Here is a 20254-nt window from a genome sequence, read left to right on the forward strand (position 1 = left end):
GTGTCCCGTCGGCCCTCCGCTTGACTGCCTGTCAGGCGTCGACCTTCTCCATGACCTCGTCCGAGACGTCGAAGTTGGCGAAGACGTTCTGCACGTCGTCGCTGTCCTCCAGGGCGTCGATCAGCTTGAAGATCTTGCGTGCGCCCTCTTCGTCGAGCTCGACCTGCATGGTCGGAAGGAAGTTGGCCTCGGCCGAGTCGTAGTCGATGCCCGCATCCTGGAGCGCGGTGCGTACCGCGACCATGTCGGTGGCCTCGCTGACGACCTCGTACGACTCACCCAGGTCGTTGACCTCTTCGGCACCCGCGTCAAGGACCGCGCCAAGGACGTCGTCCTCGGCCAGCTCGCCCTTGGGGACGATCACGACGCCCTTGCGGTTGAAGAGGTACGAGACGGAGCCCGGGTCGGCCATCGAGCCGCCGTTGCGGGTCATCGCGACACGTACGTCGGAGGCGGCGCGGTTGCGGTTGTCGGTGAGGCACTCGATGAGCACCGCGACGCCGTTCGGGCCGTAACCCTCGTACATGATCGTCTGGTACTCGACGCCGCCCGCCTCAAGACCGGCGCCGCGCTTGACCGCGGAGTCGATGTTCTTGTTGGGGACGGAGCTCTTCTTCGCCTTCTGGATGGCGTCGACGAGCGTCGGGTTGCCCTCGGGGTCAGCGCCGCCGGTACGGGCCGCGACCTCGATGTTCTTGATCAGCTTCGCGAAGAGCTTGCCGCGCTTGGCATCGATCACGGCCTTCTTGTGCTTCGTCGTAGCCCATTTAGAGTGGCCGGACATCTGCCTGTCTCCTTCGCGTAACCCACTGCTGCTGCGTTCGGCAGAGATCCTACCGGGATCACGTCACCGCACCGCGCGCACCATGTCCACGAAGAGACCATGCACCCGGTGGTCACCGGTGAGTTCCGGGTGGAAAGAGGTCGCCAGGGCATTGCCCTGCCGTACGGCGACGATGTGGCCGTCGTGCTCGGCGAGCACCTCGGCCTCGGCACCCACCGACTCCACCCAGGGGGCGCGGATGAAGACGCCGTCGACCGGTCCATCGGTCACGCCGGCGACCTCGACGGCCGCCTCGAAGGACTCGTTCTGCCGGCCGAAGGCATTGCGGCGGACGATCATGTCGATGCCGCCGAACGTCTCCTGGCCCGAGCGCGGGTCGAGGATCTTGTCGGCGAGCATGATCAGGCCGGCGCAGGTTCCGTAGACGGGCAGGCCCGCCGCGATCCGCTCGCGCAACGGCGCCATCATGCCGAACAGCACCGCGAGCTTGGACATGGTGGTGGACTCGCCGCCGGGGATGACGAGGCCGTCGACCTCGGCGAGCTCCTCGGGGCGCCGGACCGGCCTGGCCACGGCGTCAGCCGCGGCCAGGACGATCAGGTGCTCCCGTACATCGCCCTGCAGGGCGAGAACCCCGATGACAGGGGTGCCGGGAGTGGTCATTACCAGCCCCGGTTCGCGTAGCGCTCGGTCTCGGGGAGGGTGTCGCAGTTGATGCCGACCATGGCCTCGCCGAGGTTGCGGGAAGCGTCCGCGATGATCTTGGGGTCGTCGTAGAAGGTGGTGGCCTTCACGATGGCCGCGGCGCGCTTGGCCGGGTCGCCCGACTTGAAGATGCCGGAGCCGACGAAGACACCCTCGGCGCCGAGCTGGCGCATCAGCGCCGCGTCGGCCGGGGTGGCCACACCACCGGCGGAGAACAGCACGACCGGCAGCTTGCCGAGCTCGGAGACCTCCTTGACGATCTCGTACGGGGCGCGGAGCTCCTTGGCGGCGGCGTACAGCTCGTTGTTGTCGAAGCCGCGCAGCTTGGCGATCTCGTTCTTGATCTGGCGCAGGTGACGGACGGCCTCGACGACGTTGCCGGTGCCGGCCTCGCCCTTGGAGCGGATCATGGCCGCGCCCTCGGCGATACGGCGCAGCGCCTCACCCAGATTGGTGGCACCGCACACGAAGGGAGTCGTGAAAGCCCACTTGTCGCTGTGGTTGACCTCGTCGGCCGGGGTCAGCACCTCGGACTCGTCGATGTAGTCGACGCCCAGCGACTGGAGGACCTGGGCCTCGACGAAGTGGCCGATGCGGGACTTGGCCATGACCGGGATGGAGACGGCGTCGATGATCTCTTCGATCATGTTGGGGTCGGACATCCGGGCCACGCCGCCGTCCTTGCGGATGTCGGCGGGGACCCGCTCCAGAGCCATGACGGCCACGGCGCCCGCGTCCTCGGCAATCTTCGCCTGCTCGGCGTTGACCACATCCATGATCACACCGCCCTTGAGCTGCTCGGCCATGCCGCGCTTGACGCGTGCAGTACCGGTCTCGGGGGTTTTTGGGGTGGTGGGGAGCGTGCTGGACACGGATGGACCTCACTAGATGACGATGTTGTGATGCTTACCGATGGAACAGCCGGGGACCAGTCCACTGCAAGGGCCAATGAACAGCCGGTGGATCGTTTTGAACGCTCAGGTACCGAGGGTCGGGAGCCCAAGGGTGCCGAAAGTGCCGAAGGTTCCGAAGGTCAGGTGCCGGGGCGGTCGGCGAGGGCGATCGGCGGTTCGTCGTCCATCTCGAAGGCCAGCGGGAAGGGCGCGTGCCCCGCCAGCCGGAACCAGCGGACCTTGCGGTGGCGGCGCAGGGCGCGGGCCGCGCGCACCGAGTCATTGTGGAACCGGCGCGCCATGGGGACCCGGCGCACCGCCTGCGCGAGCTCGCCCGCGGCTTCCTCGCCGCCCGGCACCTCGCGTACGGCCTCGAGCTGTGCCGACTCCCCGAAGACGGCTCGCAGCGCCGCGCTGAGCTCGCTCTCGGCGACCTCGCGCTGCTCCTCCTCCGCCTGGCGGGCGGCGTGCGCGGCCTCGTACAGCACGATCGACGCGGCCGGATCGAGCACGCCGGAGGTGGCGAGCTCCTGGGTGACCGAGGCGCGGCGCAGGAGTTGGGCGTCGAGCGCGGCGCGGGCGGCGTCGATACGGGAGTGCAACCGGTCGAGCCGGCCGGCGGTCCAGCTCAGATACAGCCCGATCACGACGAGGGAGACGACGATCCAGATGAGGGTTTCGGTCACGGGCGGCAAGGCTACCGGGGGCGGAGCGGCGGCCTGCGCGGGCATCGCGCCCCGGCGGACGATCAAGGCATGGCGCCGGGGCACGCGCGGGCATCGCGCCCGGGCCGACGATCAAGGCGGACCGCCCTGGGCGGGCGATCAAGCGGAACGCCCTGGTGCGGGCCCGCACCCCACGGCCCGCGGCACCCGCGAGCACCCCGCCCGGAGGAGCCTGGCTCAGTCCCGCGCGAGCCCGAAACGTGCCCTGAAACCCGGCGTCCGGTCGTCCGCCGCCACCGCCGCCGCGCCGTGCGTCACCGTTTCGTACACCGCCAGGATGTCCGCCCCCACCGTCGACCAGTCGAAGCGCCGCACATGCGCGCTCCCCCGCGCCCGCAGTTCCGCCCGCCTCTCCGGATCCCCCAGCAGCCGTACCGCCGCCGCCGCCAGCGCGTCCCCGTCCTCGTTCGCGAACATCTCGCCCGCCGCGCCTTGATCCAGGACCTGCGCGAACGCGTCCAGGTCGGAGGCGAGCACCGGCGCGCCCGCCGACATCGCCTCGACCAGGATGATGCCGAAGCTCTCACCCCCGGTGTTGGGCGCAACGTACACATCGACGCTGCGCAGCAGCCGAGCCTTGTCCTCGTCGCTGACCATGCCGAGGAACTCCACCCGCGAGCGCATCTCCTTCGGCAGCGAGGCGACCGCCTCCTCCTCGTCGCCGCGCCCAGCGACCAGCAGCCGCACGTCCGGGCAGGCCGCGAGGATCTTCGGGAAGGCGGCCATCAGCACCGGCAGCCCCTTGCGGGGCTCGTCGATGCGCCCTATGAAGCCGATCGTGTTGCCCTGCCACTTCGCCTTCGGCTCGGCCTTGTCGAAGAAGCCGACGTCGACGCCGTTCGGGATGACGACCGCGTCGCCGCCCAGGTGCTCGACGAGCGTCCGGCGGGCGTATTCGCTGACCGCGATCCGGGCGCTGATCTTCTCCAGCGCGGGCTGCAGGATCGGATACGCGGCGATCATCGCGCGCGAGCGCGGATTCGACGTGTGGAACGTCGCGACGATCGGCCCCTGCGCCGCCCAGCAGGCCAGCAGCCCCAGCGACGGCGAGGTCGGCTCATGGATGTGGATCACGTCGAACGTGCCGTCATGCAGCCAGCGCCGCACCCGCGCGGCCGACAGGAAGCCGAAGTTGAGCCGGGCGACCGAGCCGTTGTACGGGACCGGAACCGCCCGGCCCGCCGAGACGACGTACGGCGGCAGCGGTGTCTCGTCGTCCGCCGGCGCAAGGACCGTCACCTCGTGGCCGAGCCGGATCAGATGCTCCGCAAGGTCCCTGATGTGGAATTGGACGCCGCCCGGTACATCCCAGGAGTACGGGCAGACGATGCCGATCTTCACAGCGGCCGCTCCTCAAGATCGGCGAGCCACAGCCGCTGCAGCATGTGCCAGTCCTCCGGGTGCTCGCTGATTCCCGTGGCGTAGGCATCGGCCAGCGCCTGTGTCATGGAGGACGTCTTTTCGGCCCGGGTACCTGTCTCGGGCACCTCGACAGGTGCGTGGATCCGCCCGCGCATGAGCGGAGCTTCGTCGTACCAGAGCGTCGCCGGCAACAGCACCGCGCCGGTCTGCTGGGCGAGCAGCGCCGGTCCGGCCGGCATCCGGGCCGTATCGCCGAAGTACTTCACCTCGATGCCCGAGTCCGACAGATCACGGTCGGCGACCAGGCAGACCAGGCCGCCGGAGCGCAGCCGCCGGGCCAGCGTGCCGAAGGCCGCGCCGCCGCTGTGGGGCAGCACCTCCATGCCGAGGCTCTCGCGGTAGGCCACGAACCGGTCGTAGAGCGTTTCGGGCTTGAGGCGTTCGGCGACGGTGGTGAATGGGACGCCCAGGGTCCGGGTGGCCCACACGCCCGCGAGGTCCCAGTTCGCCAGGTGCGGCAGCGCGACAATCACGCCGCGCCCCGACGCGAGCCCGTCCTTCAGATTGTGGACGTCCTTGATCTGCACGCTCTTCTCGACGCGCTCGGCACTCCACGCGGGCAGCCGGAAGGACTCCATCCAGTACCGCATGTACGAGCGCATACCGGCCTTCGACAGCTCGGCGAGGCGCTCCGGGCCCGCGTCGGGCACCACCCGGGCGAGGTTGGACTCCAGCCGCAGCACGCTCTTGCCACGCCGCCTCCACGCGATGTCCGCGATGGACCGGCCGAGCGCGGCGGCCACCGGCTCCGGCAGCTTCTTGACCGTGCTCCAGCCGAGTCCGTACAGCCCGTCGGTCAGCCGGTCCCGCATCACGTCGCCTCAGCCTCGTTCCCCTGCCCCGCCGCGGCATCGGCCTCCGCGGACTCCCGTCGTACCGTCACGACCCGCTGTCCAAGTGTCACCAGGCTGCCGACGGCCACGATCCACAGCGCGATCGGCAGCAGTACGTCGACCCCGGGCACCCCGAACTCATGCAGTCCCGCGAGTCCGGCGGCGACCAGGGAGATCACCAGTCGCTCGGCCCGTTCGATGAGACCGTTCACCGCGACCGGCAGGCCAATCGCTTCGCCACGCGCCTTGGTGTACGACACGACCTGGCCGCTCGCGAGACAGAAAATGGCGACGGCGCACAGCGCGTTGTCATTTCCGGTGCCCGCGTACCAGAGTGCGAAACCGGCGAAGATCGCGCCGTCGGCGACCCGGTCGAGGGTCGAATCCAGGAATGCGCCCCAGCGGCTCGAAATCCCCGCCTGCCGCGCCATATTGCCGTCGACGAGGTCCGAGAAGACGAACAACGTGATGACGATGGTGCCCCAGAAGAACTCTCCCCGGGGGAAGAAGACCAGCGCACCCGCCACCACTCCGGCCGTGCCCAAGAGGGTGACCGCGTCGGGGCTCACCCCCCGTCGGAGCAGAAAAGCGGCGAACGGTGTGAGGACACGCGTGAAGAATGCACGCGCGTACTTGTTCAGCATGGCCTTCCCGAGGGTCGGTGGGCCGCATGGCCCCATCGGCCACCGGCTGGCCCATCGTAGCCAGGCGAGAGGCCCTCCAGCGCCGCGCACCCTTCTCCCGCCGCCGCGTACGACGTATGGACGCACCGTGACGGGAGTGGAAAGCTCGAAAGACGACCGCGGGCATCGCCGGAGCTGCCCCCGGACGCTGTCCGGGACCTCCCTCATGGCTCCCCGCGCCCGCGGCCCCTCTCCTCACCGGGCAATCGATCGGGAGGCAAGATCATGGGCGACAAGGCGAACGCACACCCCGGAGCCGCCGGCAGGGCAGCTACGGCCGACCAGCCCTCATCCGTACGGAATGTGGTGCTGGTCGGCCACAGCGGATCGGGAAAGACGACGTTGATCGAGGCCCTCGCGCTGACCGCGGGAGCGGTCAACCGGGCGGGCCGGGTCGAGGACGGCGGTACGGTCTCCGACTACGACGAGATCGAGCACCGGCAGCAACGATCCGTACAGCTCTCACTCGTCCCCCTCGAATGGGGCGGGTACAAAATCAATCTGCTGGACACTCCCGGATATGCCGACTTCGTCGGGGAGCTGAGGGCCGGTCTGCGAGCCGCGGACGCGGCCCTTTTCGTTGTGTCGGCGGCGCAGGAGGCCGATGCGGTCGCGGGTTCGACCCGCATGGTGTGGGAGGAGTGCGCAGCGGTCGGAATGCCGCGCGCGATCGTCGTCACGCATCTGGAGACCGCGCGCACCGATTTCGAGGAACTGACCCGGGTCTGCGGAGGCATTTTCGGCGGGGAGGACCCCGATGCCGTTCTGCCGCTGTATCTGCCGCAGTACGGGGCGCAGAATCCTGACGGTCATGCACCGGTCACCGGTCTGGTCGGACTGCTCTCGCAGAAGATCTTCGACTACTCCTCCGGCGAACGGAAGGAGATCCCGCCCGATCCCGAACAGACGGCGCTGATCGGGGAGGCCCGCAACCGGCTGATCGAGGGGATCATCTCCGAGAGCGAGGACGAGACGCTCATGGAGCGCTATCTCAGCGGCGCGGAGATCGACCACAAGACGCTGATCGAGGACCTGGAGAAAGCCGTCGCGCGCGGCATTTTCCATCCGGTGCTGGCGGCCGCCCCCGCGCCCGAGGGCGCCAGGCAGGGGCTCGGTACGGTCGAACTCCTTGAGCTGATCACCGGCGGCTTCCCGACCCCGCTGGAGCCGGCGGCACCTGCCGTCACCACCCCGCAGGGCGCGGCGGGCCCGCAGATCACCTGCGACCCGGACGGGCCGCTGGTGGCCGAGGTGGTCAAGACGGCGTCCGACCCGTATGTCGGCCGGATCTCTCTCGTCCGGGTCTTCTCCGGCACGCTGCGACCCGACGAGACGGTGCATGTGTCGGGGCACGGCCTCGCCGACCGCGGTCACGAGGACCATGACGTCGACGAACGGATCGGCGCGCTCTCCGCGCCCTTCGGCAAGCAGCAGCGGCCGCTGGGCCAGGTCATCGCCGGAGACCTCGCCTGTGTCGCGAAGCTGGCCCGCGCCGAGACCGGGGACACGCTCTCCGCGAAGGACGACCCGCTGCTGATGGAACCGTGGACGATGCCCGACCCGCTGCTGCCGCTCGCGATCCAGGCGCACAGCAAGGCGGACGAGGACAAGCTCTCCCAGGGGCTTTCGCGGCTGGTCGCCGAGGATCCGACGATGCGGCTCGAGCAGAACCAGGCAACGCACCAGGTGGTGCTGTGGTGCCTTGGCGAGGCGCACGCCGACGTCGCGCTGGAGCGGCTGCGCAGCCGGTACGGCGTCCAGGTCGACGTCGTACCGTACAAGGTCTCGCTGCGGGAGACCTTCGGCGAGGCGTCGGCGGGCCGCGGCCGGCATGTGAAGCAGTCCGGCGGCCACGGCCAGTACGCGATCTGCGAGATCGAGGTGGATCCGCTGCCCGCGGGGTCCGGCATCGAGTTCGTCGACAAGGTCGTGGGCGGTGCGGTGCCGCGGCAGTTCATCCCGTCGGTGGAGAAGGGCGTACGCGCCCAGGCGGCGCGCGGCGTCGCGGCCGGGTACCCCCTCGTCGACGTACGGATCACGCTGCTGGACGGCAAGGCGCACTCGGTGGACTCCTCCGACGCGGCCTTCCAGACCGCGGGCGCGCTGGCGCTGCGCGAGGCGGCCGCGGACGCGCGTATCCATCTGCTGGAGCCGGTGGCCGAGGTGCAAGTGCTGGTGTCGGACGAGTATGTGGGTCCGGTGATGAGCGATCTGTCGGGGCGGCGCGGCCGGGTGGTCGGCACCGAGCAGGCAGGAGGGGCCCGCACGCTCGTACGGGCCGAGGTGCCGGAGATCGAGATCGGGCGGTACGCGGTCGATCTGCGGTCGATCTCGCACGGGACGGGGCATTTCAGCCGCTCGTACGCGCGTCATGAGGCGATGCCGCCACAACTGGCCGAAAAGATCCGCAAACAGGATGAAAACGGGTCGTAGTTGAGAGTGCCGCCCGCCCGATCGCCCTACGACGGGCGGCATTTCGGCGTCCACTGACGCAGGCGGCTCGCCCCCGATACGCTGTGGTGCCCAGCTCAGAAGGTGTGCGGGGCGCGGTAGTTGGGAACAGGCCGCAGTGCGGATGCTTGCGGCGATGGGGGCGGTAGTGGCGAACAACGGTTTCGATTTCACTCCGGGGGCTCAGGTCCCGCTCCTGGGCTCGGCCGGGCAGACGGCGGCGACGCATGCGCTCGCCTCCGCCGCGTACCGCGACAGCCCCGTCGATGAGATCCTCAAGGCCAACAGCGAGTGGCACAAGTCCGATGTGAAGAAGGGCAAGTTCTCGCTCTTCGAGCCAAATCTGGGCGAGGCCTTCTCACGGGCCGTGCAGGTGCGGATGCTCGGCGGAGCGCGCAAGGCGCTGATCCAGTCCTTCGGCACCGAGCCGCAGGCGGTGGTCGAGCACTGCCTGGCCGCCACTCGTATCCGCAAGGAGCGGGACACCAGGCTCACCGCCGTGATGGCGGTGTTCGGACTGCTGTTCCTGCCCGGCCTGCTGCTCTGGCTGGCCGTCTTCCAGCTGCGCCGGACAATAGCGGGTACGCAGAATAAGGGAGCCGGGGCGCTCGGCACACTGCTGCTCGTCGGCGTCGGCGGCCTTGCCGTGATCTTCCTGATCAGGCTGCCGCTGGGCGGATTCTGGGCGTACTACATACGCGGCATGGTCGTCGCCCCGGTCGTCGGCTGGCTGCTGGCCAAGCGGATCTGCGAGTCCACGGCGAGGGACATGCGCGCCAGCTGGGATTCCCTGCTCTCGGGCGGCGGCATCGGCGCCAAGGTGCCCGAGGCGGTGCCGGGGCACCCCAACGAGACCGCGCGCGAGCAGCTGCGCCAGGGACTTGAGAAGCTCACCGCCGAGCAGCAGTCCAACTCGGTCTTCTACGCGGGCCCCAAGGGGATACTTGGCATGGGCACCCGCTGGGGCAGCTGGCAGATGGCCGAGGAACTGGTCTCCAAGGACCCGGGCAAGGACATCAATCAGTTCCGCAGCTGGGACGTGATACGGGCGGTCCACGACAAGCTGAAGATGCTGGAGCGCGGTCCGCTGAACTCCGGTGGCTTCCCCACCCCGTCCGTCAAGCACTGGGTCGTGGCTCCGGTCGGCGAGAACGCCAAGGAGGTGTCCCGGCCGGACGGCCAGGACGTGGAAGCCTTCCAGGTCAAGGGCCACGAGATACAGCGGATCTGCAACCACCAGCAGTTCGGCGGCGGCAACCGCCACTATCTGGGCGTCCAGTTCACGCTCTGGGACGGCCAGTTGGTGATCACCATGATGATCACCGTCACCGTGCTCCACGAGACGCTGCGCGTCGAGGTGACCGGACACGCCCTCGGCCCGGTGCATTCCCTGTTCACCACCAAGCCCGCGCCCAAGACCGTCACGGTGAACAAGACGATCCGCTTCTGGGAGACCACCGATCGGCAGCTGCCGCTGGTGGAGACACCCGAGGTGGTACGCCTCGCGGTGCGCGCACCCTTCACCTGGTACCCGCCACTGCTGGACTTCCTCGGCGGCAAGCTGGTCCTGCCCGAGCCCTTCGGACTGCGTCACGCCTGGGCGGAGAAGCCCTGGCGACACCGGTTCATGGCGGACGACGCGATGCGCGCGGCCACGCCGGTGCTGCGCGTGACGCACGCCGCGGCGATGAAAGTGCTCGAGGAGAACGGCGTGGACACCGAGCGCTTCGGGAACCGCTCCATGGTCGTCAGCGGCTTCGTACAGGACCCGACGCCGCGCCAGGCAGACGTCTACGACGCGTGAGCTCGACGCCTGGCCCGTCGCCTCAGGCGGGCCAGGCCTCCGCCAGCATCTTGCGTGTGTCGGCCAGGAGCTGGGGCAGCACCTTGGTGTGTCCGACGACCGGCATGAAGTTGGTGTCCCCGCCCCACCTCGGCACGACGTGCTGGTGCAGATGAGCGGCGATGCCGGCCCCGGCGACCGCGCCCTGGTTCATGCCGATGTTGAAGCCGTGCGCCCCGGCGGCCTTCCGCAGCGCGGTCATCGCGCGCTTGGTGAACGTCGCGAGCTCGACTGTCTCCGCGTCGTCCAGTTCGGTGTAGTCGGCGACATGCCGGAAGGGCACCACCATAAGATGCCCGCCGTTGTACGGGTAGAGGTTGAGCACCGCGTAGACGCGCGAGCCGCGGGCGATGACGAGCCCGTCCTCGTCCGACTTGGCGGGGATGGCGCAGAAGGGGCAGCCGTCGGCGGCCCCCGGACCGGTCGGCTTGTTCTCCCCCTGGATGTAAGCCATGCGGTGGGGCGTCCACAGGCGCTGGAACGCATCCTGCGTCCCCACTCCGATCTGCTGCTCCGGCTCAAGCGTCATGTTGTGCAGCATATGACTTCGCCCGTACGCGGCGTGTCGTCGGGGTTGAGCCCGGACGTGGGGCGGCGATGCTGGGCCGATGGACGTCGAGGATGCCGCGGACCGGGAGCAGCGATGGGAGCAGCGCATCGAGGTGCCCCTCTTCATGGCCTCGCTCCTCTTCCTTGGCGGATACGCGGTACTCGTGCTGGCGCACGCCCAGCTGTGGCGGGACCTCGCGCTCGCCCTGACGCTGCTCACCTGGCTGGTGTTCGCGCTCGACTACGCGGTGCGGCTGAAGCTGAGCCGCGAGGGACCTCGCTTCGTACGCACCCACTGGCTGGACACCGTCGTGCTCGTGCTGCCGCAGCTGCGGCCGCTGCGCATGGTGAGGATCTACACGGCGGTGCGGCGGCGGCGCGGCGTGCCGCGACTGAGCCTGCACGCGCGCGTGATCACCTATGCGAGCATGTCGGCGGCACTGCTCGGCTTCTCGGGCGCGCTGGCCGTCTACCAGCAGGAGCACTCTGCCCCGGACGCCACCATCCGTACCTTCGGTGACTCACTGTGGTGGTCCTGCTCGACGCTGACTACGGTGGGTTACGGAGATGTGGCACCGGTGACCACCCTCGGCCGACTGATTGCGGTGCTGCTGATGGCATGCGGGCTGGCGCTGCTGGGCGCGGTGACGGGGTCGTTCTCGTCCTGGCTGCTACAGATCTTCGCGCGGGAGGACGAAAAGGGGTCCCCGGGAAACTGATGTCCCCGGGGACCGATCCCCGCGTGCGCGGGGCCCACGGCACCTCGTGCCCTTTGCTCCTCGCGAATCGGATCATCCCCGCGTCGGCAAGGAGCAGGTCACACCTGGACCCGGCGCTCCACCACGTCAACGAGCTTCGCCAGCGCGTCGTCGCGGGGAATCCCGTTCTCCTGCGAACCATCGCGGTAGCGGAACGACACCGTGCCCGCGTTCATGTCGTCGTCGCCGACGATGATCATGAACGGGACCTTCATCTTCTGCTGGTTCCTGATCTTCTTCTGCATCCGGTCCGAGGAGGCGTCGACCTCGACCCGCAGGCCCTTCTTCTTCGCCTCGGCGGCGAACTCCTGCAGATACGGAACGTGGGCGTCTCCGACCGGAATGCCGACCGCCTGCACCGGCGCGAGCCAGGCCGGGAACGCCCCCGCGTAGTGCTCGAGCAGTACCGCGAAGAACCGCTCGATCGAGCCGAACAGCGCGCGGTGGATCATGACCGGGCGCTGCTTGGTGCCGTCCGGACCGGTGTACTCCAGGTTGAAGCGCTCCGGCAGGTTGAAGTCCAGCTGGACGGTGGACATCTGCCAGGTGCGGCCGATCGCATCCTTCGCCTGGACTGAGATCTTCGGCCCGTAGAACGCCGCGCCGCCCGGGTCCGGGACCAGCGGCAGGCCCTGCTTCTCGGCCACCTTGCGCAGGGTCTCGGTGGCCTCCTCCCAGATCTCGTCCGAACCGACGAACTTCTCCGGGTCCTTGGTGGACAGCTCCAGATAGAAGTCGGTGAGGCCGTAGTCGCGCAGCAGGTTCAGCACGAAGGTGAGCGTCGAGTCGAGCTCGTCCGCCATCTGCTCCTTGGTGCAGTAGATGTGCGCGTCGTCCTGAGTGAAGCCGCGGGCCCGGGTCAGGCCGTGCACGACGCCCGACTTCTCGTACCGGTACACGGTCCCGAACTCGAAGAGACGCAGCGGCAGTTCACGGTAGGACCGGCCGCGCGCGTCGAAGATCAGGTTGTGCATCGGGCAGTTCATCGGCTTGAGGTAGTAGTCCGTGCCCTCGTCGAGCTGCATGGGCGGGTACATGCCCTCCGAGTACCAGTCCAGGTGGCCGGAGGTCTCGAAGAGCTTCCCCTTGGTGGCGTGCGGGGTATAGACGAACTCGTACCCCTCTTCCTCGTGCCGCTTGCGGGAGTAGTCCTCCATGACGCGGCGGACGACGCCGCCCTTGGGGTGGAAGACGGCGAGGCCGGAGCCGATCTGCTCCGGGATGGAGAAGAGATCCAGCTCGTTGCCGAGCTTGCGATGGTCACGCTTCTCGGCCTCGGCGAGGAATTCGAGGTGCGCCTTGAGCTCTTCCTTGGAGGGCCAGGCGGTGCCGTAGATGCGCTGCAGCATGGGGTTCTTCTCGCTGCCGCGCCAGTACGCGGCGGCGTTGCGCATCAGCTTGAACGCCGGGATGTTGCGGGTGGTGGGCAGGTGCGGACCGCGGCAGAGATCCTTCCAGCACAGGTCGCCGGTCTTGGCGTCGAGGTTGTCGTAGATGGTCAGCTCGCCCGCGCCGACCTCGACGTCCGCGCCGTCGTCGGAGGACGCGGAGCCCTTGAGCCCGATCAGCTCCAGCTTGTACGGCTCGTCGGCGAGCTCCTCGCGAGCGGCGTCGTCGCTCACCACACGGCGGGAGAAGCGCTGGCCGCGCTTCTGGATCTCCTGCATCTTCTTCTCGATGGCCTTGAGGTCATCGGGGTGGAAGGGCTTCTCGACATCGAAGTCGTAGTAGAAGCCGTCCTTGACCGGCGGGCCGATGCCGAGCTTGGCCTCGGGGAAGAGCTCCTGCACGGCCTGCGCCATGACGTGCGCGGTGGAGTGGCGCAGGATGTTCAGCCCGTCCTCCGAAGAGATCTCGACGGGCTCGACCTCTTCGCCGTCCTTGATCTCGTACGCGAGGTCCTTCAGCTCACCGGCGACGCGAGCGGCGATGACGGTGCGCTCGCCGGCGAAGAGCTCGGCTGCCGTAGTGCCCGTGGTCACCACGCGCTCTTCCCGCTCGGAATCGCGTTGGATGGTCACACGGACGTCTGACACCGGTCTCTCCTGACTGAAGGGGTACGCCGCATTCGTACTGCGCGCGCTACGAATCGTACCGAGCGGCTGGGGTACGTCGCGAAACGGTTTGTTCCCCCACCCCGCCCCTTCCCGAACTGGGGGCAGGCCCCCAGACCCCGGTAAGCCCTTCTGGGGGTCCCCCACGCCCTCCGGGCGTAGGGGGAGTGTCCTCAACCTCCCCCAGAGTTCGTCCGGGGGGGAGGACCCCCAACGGGCTTGATTTCCGCCCATCGGTCTGAAGATTCAGGCCGACCGGCGGGAAATTCAAGCGCCGCCGGCGTTTGAGGCGCGGGGTCCGGGGCGGAGCCACGAATCCAGCCTCGCCGGCGATTGAGGCGCGGGGTCCGGGGCGAAGCCACGAATCCAGCCCCGCCGGCGATTGAGGCGCGGGGTCCGGGGCGGAGCCCCAGTTCGGGAAGGGCAACCCCACCGCGCGCCCCGTCACTCCCCCTGGCACGCCTCCTCAAAGAAGTCCAAATTCTCCTGCAGCGACTTCATCAGCCTGTCCCGCTCCGCCTCATCCACCTGCACCGGCACCACGTTCGACGCGTCCGTCAGCCGGCGGAAGCCGCCGCGGCTCTCCAGCCGGCCCACCACCCGGATCGGCAGTCCGACCAGGTGTGCGTGGCCCGCCGTGCGGTACGAGTCCTCGTCCAGCGCCACGCGTACGTGCGGCACCTCCGCCCCCTTCAGCACCCGCAGCCGGACCGTCCCCGCGCCGCGCGGTCCCGAGCGGCGCATCCGGACCACCGTGCCCGTGATCCGGACCGGCACCGAGGGCTCGTCCGTGAGATAGCGCGCGCCCGCCTCGCGCAGCGCGGGCAGGTCACCGGGCGAGAACTCCACCGGTTCGTTCCGCGTCGCGCACCCCTCCGGCACCCCCGCCGCGGGCGACCACTCCAGCGCGATCCGCGCCCCCTCCGCCCCGCGCACCAGCGCGATGACCGCCTCCGTCAGCTCCCGGCTCACGCCCGCCTCGACGGCCGCGTCGAAGGCCTCCATCCCACCGGTCGCCCGCTGGTAGTCGGCGGCCTCCCGGGTCGCCTGCAGCGCGTGGTAGAGCCGGACCACGACCGCGCGGCCGCTCTGCACCGGCACGAACGCGGTCAGGCTGCGCCCGCCCGGAGCGGGCCCCACCAGGACTCCTTCCAGCGAGGCCTGGGCCTGCCGCCGGTGCCGCGCGCCGTAGTAGCCCGCGCGGCTGCGCGCCGCGAGCGCGCCGGCCATCAGCATCTGCCGGGCGGCCGCCCGCAGTTGTTCCTGAACGGTCCACGAAACCGCGCCGGACGGCCCCTGCGGCACATCGCGCCACCACCGGATCTCGTCGCTCGGCACGGACAGCCCGACCAGCACCTCGCGGGCCGACGGCGCGGCGCTGCGCGCGAGCGCGGTCAGCGCCTCGCTCAGCAGATCCTCGCAGTCGGGAAAGGACCGGCTCTCAGGGACGAGCAGACTCGTCCCGCCCGCCGCATGCCCCGGCGGCGTCCAGCGCGCATAGCGCCCCGCCGCTCCCCCGCGCCGCCGCCACCCGTGCCGGGCGAGCAGCGCGCCCAGGACGACGGGGTCGACCTGGGCGGGGTCCAGCTCGCCGCCTCCGTACCAGGCCCTTGGCACATCACCGGTCGGATGTGGTCGTACTGACTCGCCGAAAGGCCGGTGCATCAGGGTCTCCCTCCCACCCCGACCCGGGTCATGATCTCGCAGAGCGCCCGGTCGTCGAAGATCCGCGAGGTCGGGATCCGCACAGTGGTCCTGCGCCTGCCCGTCACCGGGTGGCCGGCCAGGTTGGTCCAGTAGCAGCAGTGCCGCAGATCGAGCCGGTCGTGACTGGCCCGCAGCCACTCGTCCTGTGTCCGGGGGACGAGCATCACGACCAGGATCTTGTGCACGGAGACCGGGGTACGGGCCAGCTTCACCAGGTGGTCGTTGTCGAGCGTGAAGGAGAAGGCCGGACCCGGGGGGTGCGGAGGGATCTGGTACGTGCACTTGAGCTGCACCTTGATGGTCACCTCGTCGTCGACGGCGTGACCGGCCGAGCTGTGACTGACATGCCAGTCGATGCCGTTGTCCGGAAACGGCTGCGACAACGAACAGCCGGCCGCGGCGGCGACCGCGTGCAGATAGCCCACCTGCAGTGTCTCCATGCAGGCGGTGGTGGCGAGCGCGCCGCGCAGCGGTGCTGTCCGCTGCGGCAGCAGCCCTCCCGATTCGGGCTGCGCGAGCGCCATGGCTCCTCGTGCCTTCCGGGCTGTACCGATCAGTGTCCCCACGACGGGGCGTCAACTTCCCGGCACCCCATCTCTGTTGTCACCGCCCTGCGTACGGCGCAAACAGGCCGGGTATCACCGATTCGGGCAGGGGGACGAAACCATCTGCCAGGCATGTGCGAGGAGTTCGCGGATGACGCGCTGGTATGACGGCCCCCTGGCCGCATTTGACACAGAAACCACAGGAGTCGACGTCGAGGAGGACCGGATCGTCTCGGCCGCCGTCGTCGTCCAGGACATGACGGGCGGCCGGCCGCGCGTCACCCGCTGGCTGATCAATCCGGGGGTGCCCGTGCCGCCGGGCGCCACCGAGGTGCACGGGCTGACCGACGAACATCTGCAGCGCAACGGCCGCTGGCCCGCGCCGGTGATGGAGGAGATAGCGAGGGCGCTGGCCGAGCAGTGCGGTGCCGCCCGCCCGCTCGTCGTGATGAACGCGCCCTTCGACCTGACCATCCTCGACCGCGAACTGCGCCGTCACCGTGCCGCGTCGCTCGGCCGCTATCTGGAGAACGTCCCGCTGTGCGTGCTGGACCCCAGGGTCCTGGACAAGCATCTGGACCGGTACCGCAAGGGCCGCCGCACGCTCAGCGATCTGTGCGCGCAGTACGAGGTCGTACTGGACGGAGCGCATGACGCCGCCGCGGACGCGACGGCGGCACTGGAGGTCACCCGGGCGGTGGGACGCCGTTTCGCCTCCCGGATGGAGCGCCTTTCGCCCGCGGAGCTGCACACCCTGCAGGCGGTGTGGCACGCGGCTCAGGCGCGCGGCCTGCAGGCGTGGTTCGCCCGTAGCGGCACCCCGGAGGCGGTGGACCCCGCGTGGCCGCTGCGGCCCGAACTGCCCGCGGCCGCCTGACGCGTGGACGCCGCGGCCATACAGAAAGGCCGGCCCGTCATTGACGGACCGGCCTTTCCCGGTGGGCGATACTGGGTTCGAACCAGTGACCTCTTCGGTGTGAACGAAGCGCTCTCCCACTGAGCTAATCGCCCGGGAACGCACTGAACCATACAGGCCCCCGCAGGTTTCCTTCAAACTCCCCCGAGGTACGCGGCCAGACCGCGCCGACCGCCGCGCATCATCGCCGCGTGATTGGCGCGGAAGACCGGCCGGCAGGGCAGCGCCAGCCGCCTCATCAGCGGCTTGCACACCTACACCTCCTGTTCGTACAGCGCCCGGGTGCCGCTGCCGCGCACCGTCAGCGTCCACCGTGCCCAGCCCTCCAGGTCCCCTGCCATCCCCACTTCGAGCACCCCGGCCGCCGGGTCGCGCCGCTGGGCGCGGACGGTGACGGGCAGTTCGCACGGAAGGAAGGAGCGGAAGCGGTAGCGACACCAGTCCATGCTCCAAGTCTGTGCCTGCGGGAGCGTACTCACCCGCGATCTGAGTATCCGCACGCATGCCGTGCGGTGTGGCGCGGGCCACACTCCGACCATGGAGAACGTTCCGCCACCCGCCGAGGAACTGGCGATCCTCGACCGCGAGCTGGTCCAACTGGACGCTCGCCGAGCCCAGTTGCTGACCCGCAGAGCCTGGTTGCTCACCGCGATACAGCAGTCGCAGCCCGCCGTCCCACCGGCGCCGGTGGCGCGGCCCTTCGGCGCGCCACCGCCGCCCGAGACGTCCCCGCCGAGCGTGCAGAATCTGCTGCTCACCCTCGGCGGGATTCTGCTCACCATCGCGGCGATCGCGTTCACGCTGGTCAGCTGGGGGCACTTGGGTATCGGCGGCCGCTCCGCGGTGCTCGGCGTGGTGACGCTCGCCGCACTCGCCGCGCCGGCCCTGCTGCTGCGCCGGGGGCTCGCCTCAACGGCGGAGGCGGTGGCCGGTCTCGGCCTGGTCCTGATGGTGCTCGACGCGTACGCCCTGCACCGGGTGGCGCTGCCGGACACCGGCGGGCTGAGTTACGCGGCCTTCGCCTCGGCCGCGCTCGCCGCGCTCTGGTCCGCGTACGGACTCTCGCTGGACCGGCTGCGCACTCCCCTGCCGGTGGCCGTGCTCACCGCGCAACTCCCGCTTCCGCTCTGGGCGCTGACCGATTCCGCGGGCGCGCCGCCGATGGAATGGGCCCTGCTGGCGACCGCCGCGCTCAATGTCCTGGTCGCGCTGTGGGCGAAGCGGGCGGGTGTCCGGGGCATCGCCACCACCGGTGCCGCGGCGACGGGCGGCTGGGCGCTGCTGATCGGCGGCTGGCAGTCGGTGACGGCGGCCATGCCGATGGCCGCGGCCGCCCCGGCCGTACTGCTGCTCGCGGCGGCGGGCGTGGCGCTGTTCGCGGCGCTGCGGTCGCCTGCGGCTGCTACCGCCGCGTCCGTTGTGGCGGGTCTCGCGGCGATCGCGGCGGTCGGCGGCGTGGCTCGGGCCGGGGTGCCGGAGGGGTGGTCGGTCCTGGGGTATCTGCTGTGCGCGGTGGCTCTGTTGGGCCTTGTACGGATGGGAGTACCGCGGCGTCTGCGCCCGGGCCTGACGTACGCGTCGGCCGCGGTCCACGCCGCGGCGGCGCTCTCGGCACTGCCCCTGGTCGCCCTCACCCTGGCGTGCCCGCTCACGGTCCTGGACACCATCTGGTCGGGCACGCCGACGGACGCCCGCGGAGCACTGGGCCCCGATCTCCCGGAATCGGGCCTGACGGCGACACCTCTGGTGCTGCTGATCGTGGCAATGACCGTGGCGACGGTCTCCCGCTGGTCATCCGCCGGGGCTCTGGGAGCGGCCGCGGGGGCTGCCACGCCCGCCGTCGCACCCGGCACGGCCGCGCACCGGCCCGCCGCGGCAGAACAGCCCACCCCGCCTGCCGGAACCCCCGTCCCGGCCGCCGGACCCACCCCGCAGAGCCACCCCGGCCACACCACCGGGCCCTCACCCACGCCCACCGGCCCGGCAAGCGACGCCACGCGCCCTGCGGACGCGCCCACCCCGCAGAGCCACCCCGGCCACACCACTGGGCCCTCGCCCACGCCCACCGAGCCGGTCGGCGCAGCCGCCCAGCCCGCCTGGTGGCCGACTCCCAGCGGCCCGGCGGCCGCCGGCCCCGGGCTGCGCAGCCTCGCCGTTCCCGTGGCCCTCGGGCTCGTATGGGCCGCCCTGCTCGTGGTGCCGCCCGCGCTGGATCTCGGGTACGCGGCGACCGTGGCGCTCCACGTGCTCCTGACCGTCGCCGCGCCGGCCCTCACCATGCGGCCCGCGCGGGTCGCCCGGCACACCCCGGCAGGCCCCGTCGTCGGCCTCGGCTGCGCCCTTGGAGGCGGCGTCAGCGTCGCGCTGCTGTCACTGGCCACGCGCCCGGCGACGTTCGCGGTGCTTGCCACCCTGACCGCCGCCCTCACCGCCACCGCGGTCGCGACACGGGCCGGGCGCGCAGTGCAGGCCGTCCTCGCCTGCGCCGCCACCGGCTTCGCGACCGCCCTCGTCGGCGCCTTCGCCGGGGCCGCCGAACTCCCGCCCCACCAGACCGCGTTGGTGCTCCTCGCCATCCCCGCCGCCGTGGCTCTCCTCGCCGCCCGGCTCAGCCGACACCCCGTCGCCCTCCCGATGGAGCTCACCGGTTCCGCCGCGGGCCTGCTCGCGGTCGGCCTCGCCGCCGGGGACCGCCCGACGCTCGCCCTGGTGCTGGCGCTCTGCGGTGTGATCGCCGCGGGCACGGCGGTGCGGGCCGAGCGCCGCCCCGCGGCCGGGTATCTCGCGGCGGCGCTCTTCGTGCTGGCCACCTGGGTACGGCTGTACGCCTCGGACGTCGCGAGCCCCGAGGCGTACACCCTCCCGGTGACCGTCTCCGCGCTCGCCGTCGGTGTGCTGCGCCGCCGCCGCGACCCGGAGGCGTCGTCCTGGACGGCGTACGCCCCCGGTCTCGCCGCAACGCTGCTGCCGAGCCTCTTCGCGGCCTGGGACGACGAGCACTGGCTGCGCCCGCTGCTGCTCGGCGTCGGGGCCCTGGCCGTCACGCTCACCGGCGCCCGGCTGCGCCTCCAGGCGCTGCTGATGCTCGGCGGCGCGGTGCTCGCCCTCGACGCGCTGCACGAACTCGCGCCGTACGTCGTCCAGGTCGTCGGCGCGCTCCCCCGCTGGCTGCCGCCGGCGCTCGCCGGACTGCTGCTGCTCGCCGTCGGCGCGACCTACGAGCAACGGCTGCGCGACGCCCGCAAGCTGCGCGACACCCTCGGCCGCATGCGCTGAGGGTCGCGAAAACGCCGAAGGCCCGGAGACGTCAAGTCTCCGGGCCTTCGGTCCGGGTGGGCGATACTGGGTTCGAACCAGTGACCTCTTCGGTGTGAACGAAGCGCTCT

The 20254-nt window shown here is 70.5% G+C and carries 16 protein-coding genes, 1 tRNA gene and 1 pseudogene; 5 read left to right on the forward strand and 13 right to left on the reverse strand.

What is annotated here, in order from left to right:
* Positions 1-31: 31 nt before the first annotated feature.
* The 7 genes from ACWDO5_RS29685 to pgsA form a co-directional block, all read right to left on the reverse strand.
* A complete protein-coding gene (locus tag ACWDO5_RS29685; protein WP_450533487.1) occupies positions 32-784 on the reverse strand; it encodes a YebC/PmpR family DNA-binding transcriptional regulator in 753 nt (250 codons plus the stop codon).
* A 63-nt stretch (positions 785-847) separates the two neighbouring features.
* On the reverse strand, positions 848-1447 hold the full coding sequence (gene pdxT / locus ACWDO5_RS29690) for a pyridoxal 5'-phosphate synthase glutaminase subunit PdxT (protein WP_450533488.1): 600 nt from the start codon (positions 1445-1447) through the stop codon (positions 848-850).
* Entirely contained in the window at positions 1447-2361 is a 915-nt protein-coding gene (pdxS, locus tag ACWDO5_RS29695; RefSeq protein WP_450533489.1) for a pyridoxal 5'-phosphate synthase lyase subunit PdxS, read from the reverse strand. Before pdxS ends, pdxT begins: the two co-directional genes overlap by 1 nt.
* A gap of 161 nt (positions 2362-2522) precedes the next feature.
* Positions 2523-3068 carry a hypothetical protein gene (locus ACWDO5_RS29700; protein WP_450533490.1) on the reverse strand — a complete coding sequence of 182 codons (546 nt, stop codon included), beginning with the start codon at positions 3066-3068 and terminating at the stop codon, positions 2523-2525.
* A 216-nt stretch (positions 3069-3284) separates the two neighbouring features.
* Complete coding sequence (locus ACWDO5_RS29705) at positions 3285-4448, reverse strand: glycosyltransferase family 4 protein (RefSeq protein WP_450533491.1); 1164 nt, start codon at positions 4446-4448, stop codon at positions 3285-3287.
* A complete protein-coding gene (locus tag ACWDO5_RS29710) occupies positions 4445-5341 on the reverse strand; it encodes a phosphatidylinositol mannoside acyltransferase (protein WP_450533492.1) in 897 nt (298 codons plus the stop codon). Before ACWDO5_RS29710 ends, ACWDO5_RS29705 begins: the two co-directional genes overlap by 4 nt.
* On the reverse strand, positions 5341-6006 hold the full coding sequence (gene pgsA, locus ACWDO5_RS29715) for a phosphatidylinositol phosphate synthase (protein WP_450533493.1): 666 nt from the start codon (positions 6004-6006) through the stop codon (positions 5341-5343). The genes ACWDO5_RS29710 and pgsA overlap by 1 nt, the downstream gene beginning before the upstream one ends.
* 264 nt (positions 6007-6270) lie before the next feature.
* Here pgsA and ACWDO5_RS29720 point away from each other — a divergent pair, with 264 nt between their 5' ends.
* Positions 6271-8478, forward strand: coding sequence for an elongation factor G-like protein EF-G2 (locus ACWDO5_RS29720; protein ID WP_450533494.1), 2208 nt, complete (start codon positions 6271-6273; stop codon positions 8476-8478).
* 166 nt (positions 8479-8644) lie between these two features.
* Entirely contained in the window at positions 8645-10300 is a 1656-nt protein-coding gene (locus tag ACWDO5_RS29725; RefSeq protein ID WP_450533501.1) for a hypothetical protein, read from the forward strand.
* 22 nt (positions 10301-10322) lie between these two features.
* Here ACWDO5_RS29725 and ACWDO5_RS29730 read toward each other — a convergent pair whose 3' ends face one another.
* Positions 10323-10880, reverse strand: coding sequence for an HIT family protein (locus ACWDO5_RS29730; protein ID WP_450533495.1), 558 nt, complete (start codon positions 10878-10880; stop codon positions 10323-10325).
* A gap of 67 nt (positions 10881-10947) precedes the next feature.
* Between ACWDO5_RS29730 and ACWDO5_RS29735 the strand changes: the two genes are divergently transcribed.
* Positions 10948-11607 carry a potassium channel family protein gene (locus ACWDO5_RS29735; RefSeq protein WP_450533496.1) on the forward strand — a complete coding sequence of 220 codons (660 nt, stop codon included), beginning with the start codon at positions 10948-10950 and terminating at the stop codon, positions 11605-11607.
* A gap of 98 nt (positions 11608-11705) precedes the next feature.
* On the opposite strand, the gene thrS is transcribed toward ACWDO5_RS29735, so the two are convergent.
* The 3 genes from thrS to ACWDO5_RS29750 all read right to left on the reverse strand — a co-directional run bounded on the left by thrS (position 11706) and on the right by ACWDO5_RS29750 (position 15931).
* Complete coding sequence (thrS, locus tag ACWDO5_RS29740) at positions 11706-13682, reverse strand: threonine--tRNA ligase (protein ID WP_450533497.1); 1977 nt, start codon at positions 13680-13682, stop codon at positions 11706-11708.
* 462 nt (positions 13683-14144) lie between these two features.
* Positions 14145-15365: a hypothetical protein gene (locus tag ACWDO5_RS29745; protein ID WP_450533498.1), complete on the reverse strand. Its 1221-nt coding sequence runs from the start codon at positions 15363-15365 to the stop codon at positions 14145-14147.
* A complete protein-coding gene (locus tag ACWDO5_RS29750) occupies positions 15365-15931 on the reverse strand; it encodes a DUF4365 domain-containing protein (protein ID WP_307664608.1) in 567 nt (188 codons plus the stop codon). The genes ACWDO5_RS29745 and ACWDO5_RS29750 overlap by 1 nt, the downstream gene beginning before the upstream one ends.
* Positions 15932-16103: 172 nt before the next feature.
* On the opposite strand from ACWDO5_RS29750, the gene ACWDO5_RS29755 reads away from it, so the two are divergent.
* A complete protein-coding gene (locus ACWDO5_RS29755; RefSeq protein ID WP_450533499.1) occupies positions 16104-16829 on the forward strand; it encodes an exonuclease domain-containing protein in 726 nt (241 codons plus the stop codon).
* A 62-nt stretch (positions 16830-16891) separates the two neighbouring features.
* Here the strand turns inward: ACWDO5_RS29755 and ACWDO5_RS29760 are convergent.
* Positions 16892-16963 (reverse strand) — tRNA-Val (locus tag ACWDO5_RS29760).
* Positions 16964-17002: 39 nt separating this feature from the next.
* A pseudogene (locus tag ACWDO5_RS29765) lies at positions 17003-17407 on the reverse strand (hypothetical protein).
* On the opposite strand from ACWDO5_RS29765, the gene ACWDO5_RS29770 reads away from it, so the two are divergent.
* A complete protein-coding gene (locus tag ACWDO5_RS29770; protein WP_450533500.1) occupies positions 17406-20144 on the forward strand; it encodes an SCO7613 C-terminal domain-containing membrane protein in 2739 nt (912 codons plus the stop codon). The pseudogene ACWDO5_RS29765 and the gene ACWDO5_RS29770 sit on opposite strands and share 2 nt — an antisense overlap.
* Positions 20145-20254: the final 110 nt, after the last annotated feature.

It is taken from the genome of Streptomyces sp. NPDC000880 (assembly GCF_053599675.1).